This window comes from Paracidovorax avenae ATCC 19860 (assembly GCF_000176855.2).
GTDB classification, from domain to species: Bacteria; Pseudomonadota; Gammaproteobacteria; order Burkholderiales; family Burkholderiaceae_C; genus Paracidovorax; species Paracidovorax avenae.
Genome location: NC_015138.1, coordinates 4,941,332 through 4,955,249, shown reverse-complemented (window position 1 = coordinate 4,955,249; position 13,918 = coordinate 4,941,332). Strand labels below are relative to the sequence as shown.

13 protein-coding genes are annotated in these 13,918 nt (G+C 71.2%); 1 reads left to right on the top strand and 12 read right to left on the bottom strand.

Annotated features, from left to right (window positions below):
- From ACAV_RS21515 to ACAV_RS21475, 9 genes are all read right to left on the bottom strand, one after another.
- Positions 1-675 carry a histidine phosphatase family protein gene (locus tag ACAV_RS21515; protein ID WP_013596687.1) on the bottom strand — a complete coding sequence of 225 codons (675 nt, stop codon included), beginning with the start codon at positions 673-675 and terminating at the stop codon, positions 1-3.
- A gap of 115 nt (positions 676-790) precedes the next feature.
- A complete protein-coding gene (locus ACAV_RS21510) occupies positions 791-1,810 on the bottom strand; it encodes a threonine dehydratase (protein WP_013596686.1) in 1,020 nt (339 codons plus the stop codon).
- Positions 1,807-2,463 (bottom strand): LysE family translocator, encoded by a 657-nt coding sequence (locus tag ACAV_RS21505; RefSeq protein WP_013596685.1) that lies wholly within the window; start codon positions 2,461-2,463, stop codon positions 1,807-1,809. Before ACAV_RS21505 ends, ACAV_RS21510 begins: the two co-directional genes overlap by 4 nt.
- Positions 2,460-3,197, bottom strand: a complete 738-nt coding sequence (locus tag ACAV_RS21500) for a VOC family protein (RefSeq protein ID WP_013596684.1) — start codon at positions 3,195-3,197, stop codon at positions 2,460-2,462. The genes ACAV_RS21505 and ACAV_RS21500 overlap by 4 nt, the downstream gene beginning before the upstream one ends.
- The gene (locus ACAV_RS21495; protein ID WP_013596683.1) at positions 3,194-4,078 is read right to left on the bottom strand and encodes a PhzF family phenazine biosynthesis protein; all 885 of its coding nucleotides are present in this window, start codon (positions 4,076-4,078) and stop codon (positions 3,194-3,196) included. The genes ACAV_RS21500 and ACAV_RS21495 overlap by 4 nt, the downstream gene beginning before the upstream one ends.
- Before the next feature lie 96 nt (positions 4,079-4,174).
- Positions 4,175-4,795 carry a glutathione S-transferase gene (locus ACAV_RS21490; protein ID WP_013596682.1) on the bottom strand — a complete coding sequence of 207 codons (621 nt, stop codon included), beginning with the start codon at positions 4,793-4,795 and terminating at the stop codon, positions 4,175-4,177.
- Between the two features lie 4 nt (positions 4,796-4,799).
- Entirely contained in the window at positions 4,800-5,996 is a 1,197-nt protein-coding gene (locus tag ACAV_RS21485) for an aminotransferase-like domain-containing protein (RefSeq protein WP_013596681.1), read from the bottom strand.
- A gap of 127 nt (positions 5,997-6,123) precedes the next feature.
- Positions 6,124-7,122: a DMT family transporter gene (locus ACAV_RS21480; RefSeq protein WP_013596680.1), complete on the bottom strand. Its 999-nt coding sequence runs from the start codon at positions 7,120-7,122 to the stop codon at positions 6,124-6,126.
- Positions 7,119-7,718, bottom strand: coding sequence for a LysE family translocator (locus ACAV_RS21475; RefSeq protein WP_013596679.1), 600 nt, complete (start codon positions 7,716-7,718; stop codon positions 7,119-7,121). Before ACAV_RS21475 ends, ACAV_RS21480 begins: the two co-directional genes overlap by 4 nt.
- A gap of 144 nt (positions 7,719-7,862) precedes the next feature.
- Between ACAV_RS21475 and ACAV_RS21470 the strand changes: the two genes are divergently transcribed.
- On the top strand, positions 7,863-9,335 hold the full coding sequence (locus tag ACAV_RS21470) for an aminotransferase-like domain-containing protein (RefSeq protein ID WP_013596678.1): 1,473 nt from the start codon (positions 7,863-7,865) through the stop codon (positions 9,333-9,335).
- A 19-nt stretch (positions 9,336-9,354) separates the two neighbouring features.
- Here the strand turns inward: ACAV_RS21470 and ACAV_RS21465 are convergent, their stop codons facing one another.
- The 3 genes from ACAV_RS21465 to flgK form a co-directional block, all read right to left on the bottom strand.
- Positions 9,355-10,584, bottom strand: coding sequence for an HDOD domain-containing protein (locus ACAV_RS21465; RefSeq protein ID WP_013596677.1), 1,230 nt, complete (start codon positions 10,582-10,584; stop codon positions 9,355-9,357).
- Between the two features lie 66 nt (positions 10,585-10,650).
- Entirely contained in the window at positions 10,651-11,937 is a 1,287-nt protein-coding gene (flgL, locus tag ACAV_RS21460) for a flagellar hook-associated protein FlgL (protein ID WP_013596676.1), read from the bottom strand.
- A gap of 42 nt (positions 11,938-11,979) precedes the next feature.
- The gene (flgK, locus tag ACAV_RS21455) at positions 11,980-13,911 is read right to left on the bottom strand and encodes a flagellar hook-associated protein FlgK (RefSeq protein WP_013596675.1); all 1,932 of its coding nucleotides are present in this window, start codon (positions 13,909-13,911) and stop codon (positions 11,980-11,982) included.
- Between the last annotated feature and the right edge of the window lie 7 nt (positions 13,912-13,918).

The window sequence follows — 13,918 nt, the reverse complement described above, 5'->3', positions numbered from 1 at the left end:
TCAGGCGTGCGTCGCCCAGCCCGCGTGTTCGGGCGTATCGAGGTGCGGCAGGGTGTTGAATGTCTGCAGCATCAGCCGCTTGGGAGCGATGCTGAATTCGGTCACCGCGGTGTTGCGGATGCGCATGTTGAGGGCGATGGTCACTTCCGGCGGGGTGGAAAGCACCGCGCCCACGGCGGTGGAGATCGGACCGCCGCTGGAGACCAGCAGCACGTTCTGGCCCGCATGGTGGCGCCGCACGTGGTCCAGCACGGCGCGCACGCCGTCCGAGAATCCCGTCCAGCTCGGCATGCCCGCCGGGCTGATGGTGCCGCCCATCCACTGCGCGAGCGCATCGCACAGCAGGCGGAAGTGCTGGCGGTAGAGCTCGGGCGTGTCTGCGGGCGGCAGGGGCTGGGGATGGATGGCCGTGATCAGGGCGGCGCTGTCGTATTCGTTGAGCGTGGGCAGCGCCTGCAGCGGCTCGGGCGCGGCCTGCAACCCCTCGGCGATGCCGGCCAGCGTCTGTGCATGCCGTCGCAGGGTGCCCGTATAGACGGCGTCGAAGCGCATGCCGCGCTCGCGCCAGTAGGCGCCCAGCCGTGCTGCCTGCTCATGGCCGCGGGGGCTGAGCTGGTCGTAGTCCTCGGCCCCGAAGGAGGCCTGCGCATGGCGTACGAGGTAGAGGGTTCCCATGCACGGCAATGTGGCAGAGCGGCCGGCCGCGCGATGTCGCGGCAGCGACGGGGTGTCGCGGACGCGCCGCACCCCGTGCGCGCATGGCCCGCGCAGCCCGGGTGGCCGCACCTGGTCAGTGGCTGGCGGCGGCCAGCACACCCGCGAACGCCTGCGCGTCCACGTTGCCGCCCGTGAGCGGCAGGCCGACCACCTGGCCGGCAAGCCGCTCGCGCTCCTGCAGCGCGGCGGCCAGGGCGGCGGCGCCCGCGCCTTCGGCCACGTTGTGCGTGTCGGCGAACAGCGCGCGCATGGCGGCCGCCACCTCGTCGTCGGTCACGCGCACCACGTGGTCCAGCCCGGGCGCGAGGATGGCCAGCGCCTCCGGGTCCGCCACGCGGCAGGCCATGCCGTCGGCGAGCAGCGTGGACACGGGGGCTTCCACCACGCGGCCGGCGGCGATCGAATCCGCATAGGTGGTGGCGTGGGCGCTCACCACGCCGACGATGCGCACGCCGTGCCCCAGCGCCCGCTTCGCGGCGAGGGCCGAGCAGGCGCCCGAGCCCTGGCCGATGGGCACGTAGGCCACGTCCATGTGCGGCACGGCGCGCAGGAACTCCCACCAGTAGGTGGCCACGCCGCGCAGCAGGTCGGCATGGAAGCTCGGCACCATGTGCGCGCCGCGCTCGGCCGCCAGTTGCATGGCGTGCTCGCGCGCTTCCTGGAAGTCCTGCCCATGCTCGATGAGCGACACGCCCAGGGCGCGCATGGCGGCGTTCTTTTCCACCGAATTGCCGTGCGGCACGACGATGGTGCAGGCCACGCCGTGGCGGCGCGCGGCCCAGCCCAGGCTCTGGCCATGGTTGCCGCGGGTGGCGCTGATCACCTCGCGCGGCATGGCCCCGCGGCGCGCGAGCTGGTCGAAATACGTGAGGCCGCCGCGGATCTTGAACGCCCCCACGGGGGTGTGGTTCTCGTGCTTGATCCAGCACTCGGCGCCCAGGCGCTCGCCGAGCAGTGCCCAGCGGTACTGCGGGGTGGGGGCGAAGTCGGCATAGACCACCTTCGCCGCGGCCTCGATGTCGGCGAGGCCCGGCAGGGCGGCGTGGGGCCGGGCGGATGCATCGGGCGAGGAGGCGGGCAGGGCGGCGTTCATGGCGTGGCCTTTCTTTCGGTGAAGAGGATCTTGAGGGCGAGCACGCCGAGCACGGTGCCCATCAGGTAGCGCTGCGCGCGCACCCAGGCGGCGCTGCGGTGCAGGAAGCGGGCCACGCGCGCGGCGAACAGCACCAGCAGGGCATTGACCAGCGCGCTGATGCCGATCTGCAGCGCGCCCAGCGTGAAGGTCTGCGCGAGCCACTGGCCGCGCTCCGGGTGCAGGAACTGCGGGAAGAAGGAGACGTAGAACATCGCCACCTTGGGGTTCAGCGCGCTCGTGAGAAAGCCCATGAGGACCAGCTTGCGCGGCCCGTCGTGCGGCAGGTCGCGCGCTTCGAACGGCGCGCTGCCGCCGGGCTTCACGGCCTGCCACGCCATCCACAGCAGGTAGGCGGCGCCCGCGATGCGCAGCACGTCGAAGGCCAGCGGCACGGCCACCAGCAACGCCGACAGCCCCAGTGCCGTGGCCAGCAGGTGCACGCCGAAGCCGGCCACCACGCCCGCGAGCGAAAGCAGTCCGGCGCGCGGACCCTGGGTCAGGCTGCGCGAGACGCAATAGACCATGTTCGGGCCGGGCGTGAGCACGAGCACCAGCGCCGCGAGCGCGAAGAGCAGCAGTTCCTGCGGGGTGAAGGTGAAGGCGGACATCATGGCGCGTTCTCCGGGATCAGTGACGTGCAGTTGACGGTGCCGAGCGGTGTATTGAGGGTCGCCACGAGGCGCGGGGCGCAAGAGCGGCCAGCGGGCGCGCGCAGCAGCCCGTGCACGCCCGCCGCGGCGCAGGCGCCCTGCAGCGCCGCGGCGTCGGGGTGCTCCAGCGCGAGCGACTCCAGCGTGACGCCGCTGTCCGGCAGGCTGTGGCACGGATGGCGCTCGCCCCACTGGATCAGCGTGGGCAGGCAGCCATCCATCAGGCGGGCGCCATCGGGCCGCACGGTGATCCGCCACTCCAGCAGGCCGAAGGGGGTCGGGCGTCCGGCGGTGATGATCTCGCCCCGGTCCACGCCGCGCGCGGCCAGCGCGGAATGCGCCGCGGCGATGTCGGGCACCGAGGCCACCCAGTGGACCAGTTGAGGGCCCTGCCGGGCGACCTGCGAGCGCAGGGCCTCGTCGTCCATGTCGAACCAGCGCCGGTGGCCCGGCGGCTGGGCCGGCCGTGCCTGGGGATCGATGGCGATGACCTCCAGGTAGGCGCGCGGGTGCGCGGGCCCGGAGATGTTCAGCAGCCGGTTGTGGGTGCCCATGAGCGGGTGCGCGCCGCCGGCCGCGGGCTCCACGCCCAGGGTCCGGCGGCACCAGCGGCTGCCTTCCTCCAGCGAGCCGGCCACCACCACGAGGTGGTCCACGCACGCGGCCCGGGCCGGGTCGAAGGCGGCAGGGATCACAGCAGCACCTGTCCATCCACGCAAGTGATGGAGCCGCCCCCCACCCAGATGTGCTCTCCGTCCTGCTCGACATGCACGCGGCCCGCGCGGCCCAGGGCGGTGCCCTGGCTGGCGATGTAGCGGGGCGGGGCCAGGTGGGCACCGATCAGCCATTGCGCCAGGGCGGCGTTCAGGCTGCCGGTCACCGGGTCCTCGGCCAGGCCGTTGTTGCCGGGGAAGAAGGCACGCACCTCGAAATCCGGCGCGTCCGCCTCCTCACCGGAGTGGCTGCCGATCACGCCCACCTTGCCGCGGGGGCCCACCACGCCGACGTCGAGCGCGCCCAGCACGGCCCCGTCGGGCCGCAGCGCGAGCACGGCCTCGGCCGATGAGAGCATCACGCCGCGCCAGTTCGGGCCGTTGTCGCACCAGGCGTGGCCCACGATGTCGGTGCGCTGCAGCCCCAGGCCGCGCGCGATGAGTTCCACGTCCGACTCCGGCAGCGGGCCGCTTTTCTTGAGCGGCGGGGCTGCGAAGGCCAGCCGGTTTCCGTCCTGCCGCAGCGTGACCAGGCCCACGCCGCATTCCTGCACCACGCGGCCCGGGGCGCGGGGCCGGCCGCCGGCCTCCAGCCAGGCGTGGCAGCTGCCGAGGGTGGGATGGCCCGCGAACGGCAGTTCGCGGCCGGGGCAGAAGATGCGCACGCGGTAATCCGCCCCGGCCGCACGTCCTTCGTCCGTCGGGGGCAGCAGGAACGTGGCTTCGGAGAGGTTGGTCCAGTTCGTGAAGTGCTGCATCTCCTCGGTGGACAGGCCTTCGCCGTCGAGCACCACGGCCAGCGGGTTGCCGAGGTACGGGCGGTCGGTGAACACATCGACTTGCTTGAAGGGACGCTGGTGCATGGTGGGCTCCTGTGGAAAAAACGAACGGGCACGACCCTCCCCGGCGGCCGTCCTGGCCGCCGTGGCATCGGGTGGAAACAGCCGCCGCGGGCGGCGTCAGGCGAGCGGCTGGTCCAGCACGCCCAGGGCGCCGCTGCGCGCGCGCAGCGCGTTGAACCAGCGCTCCAGGTGCGGCCGGGCAGGACGCTCCTGCGGCAGGCCCCACCAGCGGTGGATTTCGCAGCCCACGGGAATGTCGGCCATCGTGAAGCGGTCACCTGCCAGGTAGGCATGCCGCGCCAGGTGCGTGTCGAGCAGTTCCATCAGCGGTTCGGTGGCCGCGACCGAACGGGTGATCGCAGCCGGGTCGCGCTGCGCCGCAGGCGTGCGGATCCACTGCAGGAAGGCGTCGCGGCCGGCCGGGTTGAGGGTGGTCTGCTGCCAGTCCATCCACTGCTCGGCCAGGAAGCGCGTGGGCAGGTCTTCCGGATAGAGGTCGCCCGGCGCATGGCGCGCGCAGAGGTAGCGCACGATGGTGTTCGACTCCCAGAGCGAGACGCCCTCGTCCTCGATCAGCGGCACGAGGCCGTTGGGATTGAGCGCCAGGAACTGCGGCTCGCGCACGAGCCCGAACTGGCCGCCCGCGTCGGTGCGCTGCAGCTCCAGCCCCAGCTCCTGCGCTGCCCAGAGGACCTTGCGCACGTTGATGGACGACACGCGTCCCCAGAGTCTCAGCATGGCGTCAGGCCTCCGCGGTTTGCGGCAGGCGCGCGCGGATGGCGGCGGCCAGGGCGGCGATGCCTTCCTGGATCTGCTGCGCGCTCGCGGTGACGAAGGACAGGCGCAGCGTGCGCGCGTCGGCGTTGTCCGCATAGAAGGCCGCGCCGGGCACGAAGGCCACGTTGCGCTCCACGGCTTCGGGCAGGAGATCCAGCGCGCTCATGCCTTCCGGCAGGCGCGCCCAGAGGAACATGCCGCCGTCGGGGCGGTTCCAGGTCACGCCCAGGCCCTGCATCTCGCGTTCCATGGCCGAGAGCATCGCGTCGCGTTGCTGCTTGTAGAGCGCGCGGATGGTGGGCACGTGGCGGTCCAGGAAGCCGCCCTTCATCACCTCGGCCACCATGCGCTGGTTGAATCCGGGCGTGTGCAGATCGGCCGCCTGCTTGGCCTGCAGCAGCTTGGGGTAGAGCGCGTGCGGCGCCACCAGGAAGCCCAGGCGCAGGCCGGGGGCCAGCACCTTGGAGAACGAACCCAGGTAGATGCAGCCTTCCGGGTTGCGGGCGGTGAGCGGCAGCGGCGGGGGCTGGTCGAACCAGAGGTCGCCGTACGGGTTGTCCTCCACCAGCGGCAGGCCCAGCTCGGCGGCCTTGGCCGACAGCGCCACGCGGCGCGCCTCGGTCATCGTGCGGCCGGTGGGATTCTGGAAGTTGGGCAGCAGGTACATGAAGCGCGCGCGGTCCGCGCCCGAGCCCACCTTGGCCGCCAGGTCGTCCACCAGCGGGCCTTCGTCGTCGCTCGCCACGCTGTGCACGTCGGGCTCCATGGGCGTGAACGCCTGCAGGGCGCCGAGATACGTCGGGGTCTCCACCAGCACGCGGCTGCCCGCGTCGATGAGCACCTTGGCCACCAGGTCCAGGCCCTGCTGCGAGCCGGTGGTGATCAGGATCTGGTCGGGCGACACGTCCCAGGGCAGGAAATCCGCCACGGCCTGGCGCAGCGGCAGGTAGCCCTCGCTCGCCGCGTACTGCAGCGAAGATGCGCCGTCGTTGCCCAGCACTGCCGCGCAGGCCTGTGCGAAGTCATCGACCGGGAAGGTCTTGGGGGAGGGCAGTCCGCCCGCCAGGCTGATGATGCCGGGCTTCTCGGTCACTTTCAGGATCTCGCGGATCACCGAGGGGTTCATCTTCGCGGCGCGTTGGGCCAGGGTCCAGGTCGTCATGGAAATCATCTCCTGCGGCAGGCCCGGGGAAGGAAGGGGCCGTGCCTCGTTCGTGTCGTCGTTGTCGAAAAAAGCCGTCGTGCGGCCGGTCGGAGGGGCAAGGGGTGGGCCCCGCCAGGAAAAGAGCTTAACTGCGCGGCGGCCTCCCCGGGGTGGCAGGACCTGCAGGGGCGCGCTGCCCGGCGGGCGCGCTGCGGCCGATGAGGACCGTGGCCATGACGGCGAGCCCGACGCCCAGGCTGGCCGCATCCAGCCGTTCACCGAGCAGCGGGACGGCGAACAGCATGCCCAGGAACGGCTGCACCAGCTGTACCTGGCTCACCCGCACGGTGCCGCCCAGGGCCAGGCCCCGGTACCAGGCGAAAAAGCCCAGCCACATGGAGAACACCGATACGTACGCCAGAGCCGCCCAGGCGGCAGGGGCCACGGACGCCGCGGCATCGGGCGAGGGTGCGAAGAGCCAGGCTGCCGGCAGCGCCACGGGCAACCCCATCACCAGCGCCCAGCAGATCACCGCGCCGGCCGGCATGCGCAGCGACAGGCGCCCGCCAAAGCCGTAGCCCACGGCCGCGCAGAACACGGCGGCGAGCAGCAGCAGGTCGGCCGGGTGCCATGCCAGCCCGCCGCCCCCGGGGCGCTGCAGGGCGAAGGCCACCACCAGCGCGGTGCCGGCCAGCGCACAGAGCCAGAAGCGCGGCGACGGCCGCTGGCGGTGCAGCAGCGCGCCCACCAGCGCGGTGGCGAGCGGCAGCAGGCCGATGATGACGCTGGCGTGTACCGCAGCCACGTGGCGCATGGCCAGCGAGGTCAGCAGCGGAAAGCCGAATACCACGCCGAGCGACGTGGCGGCGAGCGGCAGCCAGTCTTCGCGGGCCGGCAGCGACGCGCGCTGCGCCAGCAGCAGGGCCGCCGACAGCAGCCCCGCGATGGCGGCGCGGGCGATGGCCACGAACGCGCCCGGCAACTGCGGCGCCTCGGGCGTGCCCACGGCCAGCCGCGTCATGGGCAGCGTGAGCGCGAAGATCGCGACGCCCAGCAGCCCCCAGAGCAGGCCGCGGGTTTCGGCGGAACGCACCGCCGCGGGCCGCGGTGCGGGGGATGCCGTGGACGCGGGCACGGCGCTCATGCCGTCACCATCCAGGCGGCGGTGGCCGCGAGCACCGCCGCCATGCCGCGGTTGAACCAGAGCAGGCGGGCGCCGCGGGCCAGCCACTGGCGCAGCAGCGCACCGGTGGCGGCGTAGAGGAAATTGCTGGCGAAGGCGAACACGATCATGACGGGCACCACCACCGCCAGGCGCGGCAGGCTGTCCGGCCGGCCGGCCACCCAGCCCGCCACGATGGTGAGCGCCAGCAGCCAGGCCTTGATGTTCACGAACTGCAGTGCGGCGCCGGACCAGAAGCCCACGTCCATGCGGGCCGCATCGGCATCGGCGAGCCGGCCGCTGCGCGAGAGCTTCCAGGCCAGCCACAGCAGGTAGGCGATGCCCACCGCCTTGATGCCGGTGCGCAGGGCGGGCACGGCCACCACCAGGCTGCCGATGCCCGCGGCGCACACCAGCAGCAGCGCCGACCAGCCCAGCGGCACGGCGCACACGAAGCGCATGGCCGGCCGCAGGCCGCGGTTGGCCGCGATGGCGGTGGACAGCGTGGTGTTCGGGCCGGGCGAGAAGCTCATGGCAGCCGCCAGGACCAGGAGTGCGGTGAATTCGACCAGGGGCATGGGTGCGGCGGAGTTGCGGGCGGGATACGTGCGGTTACGGGACCCACTGTAGGCACGATTCCGCTACAGTACCAATACAGACAGCTGCACAAGTTCATGAACTGTACAGGTGTGATGAGCGACACAGTTTCCAGAAAGCCTTCCATGCTGACCCGCACGCCCGAACGCACCCTGACCGAGCAGCTCGCCGAGCGATTCGCGGAACGCATCCGCAGCCGGCTGCTGCCCGTGGGCGCGCGGCTGCCGTCGGTGCGCGAATGCGCGCGCCAGCAGAGCGTGAGCACCCACACCGTGGTTGCCGCCTATGACCAGTTGCTGGCGCAGGGCCTCGTGGAGGCGCGGCGCCAGCGCGGGTTCTTCGTGCGCGATGCGCTGCAGAGGTCTCCGGCCCCGGTGCCGGGCGCTCCCGCCGGCGCGCCCCCGGCCGCACCGGGCGGACCGGCCGCGGGGGCCTCGATCCTCGGCGCCGCTGCGCTGCCGATGTCGGGCTCGCACATCAACGCCACCACCCTGATCCGCGGCATGTTCCATCAGGCCTCGTCCAAGCCCCAGCCGGGCGCCGGCGTGTTTCCTCCGGGCTGGCTCGAAGACGCGCGCTTCATGTTCGCTGCCGTGCGCCGCGTCACCGCGGGGCGTGCGCTGCAGGATGGCTCCCTGGTCTATGGCGAGCCCCGGGGCGACGCCGGATTGCGCGCGGCGCTCGCGCGGCGGCTGGCCGACCTCAGCGTGCCGGCGGAACCCGCGCAGATCATCACCACCATCGGCGCCACGCATGCCCTGGACATCGTGAGCCGCACCCTGCTGAAGGCCGGCGACCCGGTCATGGTGGAGGAGCCCGGCTGGTCGGTGGAGTTCGCGCGGCTCGATGCGCTGGGCATGCGCGTGCTGCCCGTGCCGCGCGGTCCCGAGGGGCCGGACCTGGACGTGATGGCGCGCTACTGCGAGGCCCATGCGCCCAAGCTGTTCGTGAGCGTGAGCGTGCTGCACAACCCCACCGGCTACAGCCTGTCGCCGGGGCATGCGCACCGCATCCTGCAGCTGTCCCACCGGCACGGCTTCCACATCGTCGAGGACGACACCTACGGCCACATCGCGCCTGACCACGCCACGCGCCTGTCGGCCCTGGACGGGCTGCGCCGCACCATCTACGTGAACGGCTTCGCCAAGATCCTCGCGCCCAACTGGCGGGTGGGCTACTTGGCAGCGCCCGAGGGCCTGGTGGAGCGGCTGCTGGACACGAAGCTGCTGTCCACGCTTACCACGCCTTCCATCCTCGAGAAGGCCCTGGCGCAATGCATCGAGCAGGGCCAGCTGCGCCGCCACGCCGAGCGCATGCGCCTGCGCCTGGCCCAGGCGCGGGCGCGCAGCGTGCAGATCGCGCTGGAGGCCGGGCAGCGCTTCGCGGCCGAGCCCGCGGGCATGTTCGGCTGGGTGGAAACGGGCGTGGACACCGACATGCTCGCCCAGCGCATGCTCGACGAGGGCTACCTCATCGCGCCCGGCGCGCTGTTCCACGCCACCCGCCGGCCCTGCACGCTCATGCGCATCAACTTCACGACCACGCAGGATCCGGGGTTCTGGAAGGTGTTCCGGCGCGCGGCGGGCGGACAGGGTTGAACGGAGCGCGCCAGCCGCTTCACTTCCCCGCCGGCCGCTCCACAACCAGATCGGAGATCACCCGCAGCAACCCCCGGTTGATTTCCTCCAGGTCCATCTCGTGTGCCTCGCAGAGCTGGCGGATCGGTGCGGCATCCTCGGATTCGAGCGCGCACGCCATCTCCAGGCTGGGGGCATAGGGGCCCTGGTGCAGCACGGCCGCGTCGTAGATGCGCTCGGACAGGGGCAGGCGCCGCAGGATGGCGCCCAGCGGCTCGGACAGCAGTTCCCCCAGCTGCGACAGCAGCCCGCAGAGGTAGACCTCGCGCCGCAGGTCGTTTTCCACCCCGGCGTCGAGCAGGCGCTCTGTCAGGTGCGCGCGGATCACCATGGACTCGCGGATGGGCTGCAGGTTGGGATCGGTGCTCGCATGCGGCAACTGGTCGCCCAGCCAGCGCTGGAGCGACCCATAGCCCATCATCACCAGCCCGCGCCGCAGCGAATCCACGCCCGTGCGCAGCCCCAGCGCGGCGGAGTTGGTATAGACCATGAACCGGTAGGCGAGCAGGGGGTCTTCGCCGAGGATCTGCTCGAAGGCTTCCAGCGACTGCTCCGCGTCGATGGCCCGCATCAGCTTGTGCACGGTCTCGTGGGCGGGCTGCAGTTGCTGGTGGCGCAGGCTGTAGAGCACGTCTTCCGAAGGCCAGCCGGCGATGGCGAGCGCGCCGTGCCGGTCCAGGCAATGCTCCATGAGCGGGCGGCTCGCGATGTTCTCGTAGATCTGGCCCGCGATCACCGGGCTGGGCTGGGCGGGGGCGCCGCGGATCTGGCCGCCGGCCGCGCGCAGCGCCGCCATGGCGTCGTTGGCGGACAGCGACAGCAGGCTGTTGTCGAAGCAGGCCGCGACCTCCGCTGGCGGCAGCCGGTCCAGCGCGCCGCGCCAGACCAGTTTCAGGCCCCGCTGGTGCGCCGCCCGCACGCGCTCGAAGATGCCGGTGTCGGCCAGCCATGCATCGGGCACGCTGATCCAGGGTGATCCGCGCGGCGCCTGGGCGAGCAGGTCGATGAGCAGCTGCGGGCTCTGCGGCGACAGCAGCAGCGGCGGCGAGCCCGCGCTCCAGAGCTCCTGCAGCGTGCGCAGCAGGTGCGGCGCATCGACCACGGCTTCGCCGGCGTTGTGGACGTGCAGCTGCACGGCCGTGAGCCGGCGCGCGGCGTTCCAGAGAGGGCGATAGCCCAGGATCAGGCTGCCGAGGACGGATTGGACCATGTTGGGCTTTGCGGGGCGGGCAGGCGGAGGAGGCCGGGCCCGGTGCCCCGCTTGTCTCGCTTCCGCTTAGCTGATGTAGTTGAACAGCGACAGCTTCTGCACCTGGGCATAGGACTGCAGCGCTGCCTGGTAGCCGGTCTGGTTGTTCTGGAAATCGGAGATGCCCTTGATCATATCGAGATCCTCGGCGCGCGAGCGGTCCGCCTCGAGCTGGTCCGCGCGCTTGTCCTGGTCACCCGTGATGCGGTCCGCGCGATTGAGCAGCTCGCCCGCATAGCCGCGCATGTTCTGGATGCGCTCCAGGCCGATGTCGATGTTGTTCAGTGCCTGGCCCACGGCCTGCGCGGCCGCGTTGCCGTTGGTCGCGCCGCCGATGTCGCGCACTGCCTGGTCGATGCTGCTGAAGATGCTGGCGCTGGGCTTGAGCGAAATGGTGTCGCCGTTGGCCGGAGAAAAGTTGTAGGTGCCGTCGTTCTGTTTGGTAGGCGTGCCGGTGATGTTGAAGCTCACGCCCGGGATGCCGGTCACCGCGATCGACACGGGCTTGTCCGCCGGGAAGTCCGGCACCGTGACGGGCGCGGACGCCACGCCGGTGGTCATGTTGGTGATGGTGTAGGTGGCCGTGGTGGTGCCGGCCGTCGCGCCGGGACCCACGCCACTGAACACGATCTGGTAGTCGTCCCCGGTGATGAGGGAGGTGTCCCCTGCCTTCACGCCATCGGTCGTCAGGAGGCGGCCCGTGGGGATGTTGCTCACCGAAGCCGTATAGACGCCGTCGCGCTTGGGCTGGAACATGAAGGCGGATTCGCCGTCCAGCGACATCGGCAGCGAGGTGGCTGAGCCCGAGGCCTGCCCGGGCAACCCGGCGAAGCTGTAGTCGGGGCTGCCCGACTGCGGGCCCAGGAAGGGCGCCAGCGCGCTGCCCAGCGCACCCAGCAGCGGCAGGCCGTTCGTGTCCTTGCGGTTGACCATGTCGGACAGCTGCTCCCGCAGGCCCTGCACCTGGTTCATGATGGTCTTGCGGTCTTCGGGCTTGAGGGTGCCGCCACCCGCACTCACGATGAGCTGGCGCAGTTCCTGCACGATGTCCACGGCCTGGCCGAGCGTGGATTCGGCCTGTGTGACGGTGTTGCGCGCGTTCTCCAGGGCCCGCTGCTCGCTCTGCACGCGCGAGATGCGCGTGATCGCGCGCTCGGCCTGGGCGGCCGCCACCGGATCGTCGCTCGCGCGCACCACGCGCTTGCCGGAAGTGAGGTTTTCCTGCAGGTTGGAGAGCGCGGTCTGGCGCTGCGACAGGTTGCGCAGTGCGTTTTCGTACTGGTTGGCGCTGGCGGTGCGGTAGAAGGTACTCATGGCGTGCTCCGGTGGGCCGGGGGCGATGCGGCGCGGGCGGCGTCAGCGGCCCATCGTCTGGATCAGGTTGTCGAAAATGCTCTGCGCGATCTGCAGCACCTTGGCCGAGGCCTGGTAGGCCTGCTGGTACTGGATCAGCTTGGCGGCTTCCTCGTCCAGGTTCACGCCCGCCACGGCGGAGCGGTCACGCTCGAGGTTGGTGGAGATCGTGGACGAGACGTCCGATGCGTACTTGGCGTTCTGCATGCGCGTGCCCACCTGCGCCATGAGCCCGGCGTAGCCGTCGCTCATGGTGGCATCGTCGAACATCTTCACGTCGCCGAGCGCATCGATCGCCGAGGCATTGCCGGCGTTGCGCTTGTAGGCGTCGCCGTATTGCGCATCCAGCGCATTGCCCACTTTCACGGTATCGCCCGTGCCCGGCGTGCCCTTGAGCGTGATCTCCCAGCCGTCGATGGTGATGGGCTGGCCCGGCGTGTAGGCCAGGCCCGTGGTGCCCGAAGCGGGCGAGGTCGATCCGGTCACGCCGTAGGTGGCCGGCGGACCCGCGGTGAAGGTGAGCGTCACGCCGCCCGGCGTCGGGGGGGGCGTGTAAGGGCTCGCAGTGGCCTTGATGGAACTGAGTTGCAGCGAGCCGTTGTTCGCCGTGCCCATCGCGGCGTTGACAGGGCTCGCGGCGGCGAGGTCGCGCGGCGACAGCACCTTGGCCTCGATGTCCCGCGCCGCGCTGCTGAACGGCCTGAACATCACGCGCTCGCCAGCGGCGCCGGCGGTCGTCATGTTGAACGTGAGCCCGTCGATCTGCTGCCCCGCGAGGTTCGCAAGGTCGGTGAAGGCCGTGGCCTTGCCGTCGGACAGGCGCACCACCTGTCCCGCGGGCGGCGTGGTGAAGCGCACTTCGTAGTCCGAGGCGGCGAACTTGGTGGCGTCGGAGAACGACACATTGCCCACCGCCGTGCCGCTCGTGTAGCCCGGCATGCTGGCCGGCACGGTGAACAGGTCCTTGCCGGCCTGCCCGTCCAGCGTGAGGCCGAGCTTGTGCTGCGCGTTCATCGTCATGCCGATGGCCTGCGCCATGCGGCCCAGCAGGTTGCGGCCCTCGGCCAGGTCATTGTTGTGGAACCGCAGCAGGCCGGAGAGTTCGCCCCCGCCGAGCATCCCGTCGTCCAGCTCGATGGGCTTGGTGCCGGGCGGGCTGAAATACACCTTGAGCTGCCCGCTGCCCGGGAACATGCTCGATTCCTGCACCTGCAGCGGCGTGGCCGTGGTGCCCAGCACCAGCGGCTGGCTCCCCGCCACGAACAGGCCCACGGTGCCGTCGTCAGCCGCCACCTGCGTGGTCTGCACGTACTGGTTGATCTGGCGGATGATCTGGTCGCGCTGGTCCAGCAGGTCGTTGGGCGTCTGTCCGTTGCCCTTCACGCGCGCGATCTGCTCGTTCACGCTCGCCATCTGCTTGGCCAGGGCGTTGAGCGCGTTCACGTCGCCGTTGAGCTGTTCCTTCACCGTGTACTGGATCTCGTCCACGCGCCCGGCCGCCGAGCGCATGCGCGCGGCGGTCTCGTCCATGCGGGTGATGGACACCGTTCGCGCGGTCATGTCCATGGGCGAGGCCACCACGTCCTTGAACGAGTTGAGCATGTCGGTGATGGCCGCACCCAGTCCGCTGGTGCCTCCTCCGAACACGTCCTGCAGCTGCGACAGCCGCTCCGCGCGGGTCTTGTCGGCCGACTGCACCGAGTCCGCCGCCGCAGCCTGCCGCGTCAGCAGCTCGTCGTGGTTGCGCAGGATGGTCTGCACGTCCACGCCCTGGCCGATGTAGCCGCCACCGGTGAATTGGCCCTGCACCGTCTGCAGCGACAGCGTCTGCCGCGAGTAGCCCGCGGTGTTGACGTTGGCGATGTTGTGGCCCGCGGTCTGCAGGGCCACCTGGTTGGCGAGGAGGGCGCGCGCGCCGACGTTGAGCAGACTCATGTGCGTT

Excerpts from the sequence above, each read along its gene's own strand:
- ACAV_RS21490 (WP_013596682.1), bottom strand. The coding sequence starts at position 4,795 with ATGCTGAGACTCTGGGGACGCGTGTCGTCCATCAACGTGCGCAAGGTC.
- ACAV_RS21470 (WP_013596678.1), top strand. The coding sequence starts at position 7,863 with ATGCTGACCCGCACGCCCGAACGCACCCTGACCGAGCAGCTCGCCGAG.
- ACAV_RS21495 (WP_013596683.1), bottom strand. The coding sequence starts at position 4,078 with ATGCACCAGCGTCCCTTCAAGCAAGTCGATGTGTTCACCGACCGCCCG.
- ACAV_RS21465 (WP_013596677.1), bottom strand. The coding sequence starts at position 10,584 with ATGGTCCAATCCGTCCTCGGCAGCCTGATCCTGGGCTATCGCCCTCTC.
- ACAV_RS21480 (WP_013596680.1), bottom strand. The coding sequence starts at position 7,122 with ATGAGCGCCGTGCCCGCGTCCACGGCATCCCCCGCACCGCGGCCCGCG.
- flgK (WP_013596675.1), bottom strand. The coding sequence starts at position 13,911 with ATGAGTCTGCTCAACGTCGGCGCGCGCGCCCTCCTCGCCAACCAGGTG.
- ACAV_RS21485 (WP_013596681.1), bottom strand. The coding sequence starts at position 5,996 with ATGACGACCTGGACCCTGGCCCAACGCGCCGCGAAGATGAACCCCTCG.
- ACAV_RS21510 (WP_013596686.1), bottom strand. The coding sequence starts at position 1,810 with ATGAACGCCGCCCTGCCCGCCTCCTCGCCCGATGCATCCGCCCGGCCC.
- ACAV_RS21505 (WP_013596685.1), bottom strand. The coding sequence starts at position 2,463 with ATGATGTCCGCCTTCACCTTCACCCCGCAGGAACTGCTGCTCTTCGCG.
- ACAV_RS21475 (WP_013596679.1), bottom strand. The coding sequence starts at position 7,718 with ATGCCCCTGGTCGAATTCACCGCACTCCTGGTCCTGGCGGCTGCCATG.
- flgL (WP_013596676.1), bottom strand. The coding sequence starts at position 11,937 with ATGAGTACCTTCTACCGCACCGCCAGCGCCAACCAGTACGAAAACGCA.
- ACAV_RS21515 (WP_013596687.1), bottom strand. The coding sequence starts at position 675 with ATGGGAACCCTCTACCTCGTACGCCATGCGCAGGCCTCCTTCGGGGCC.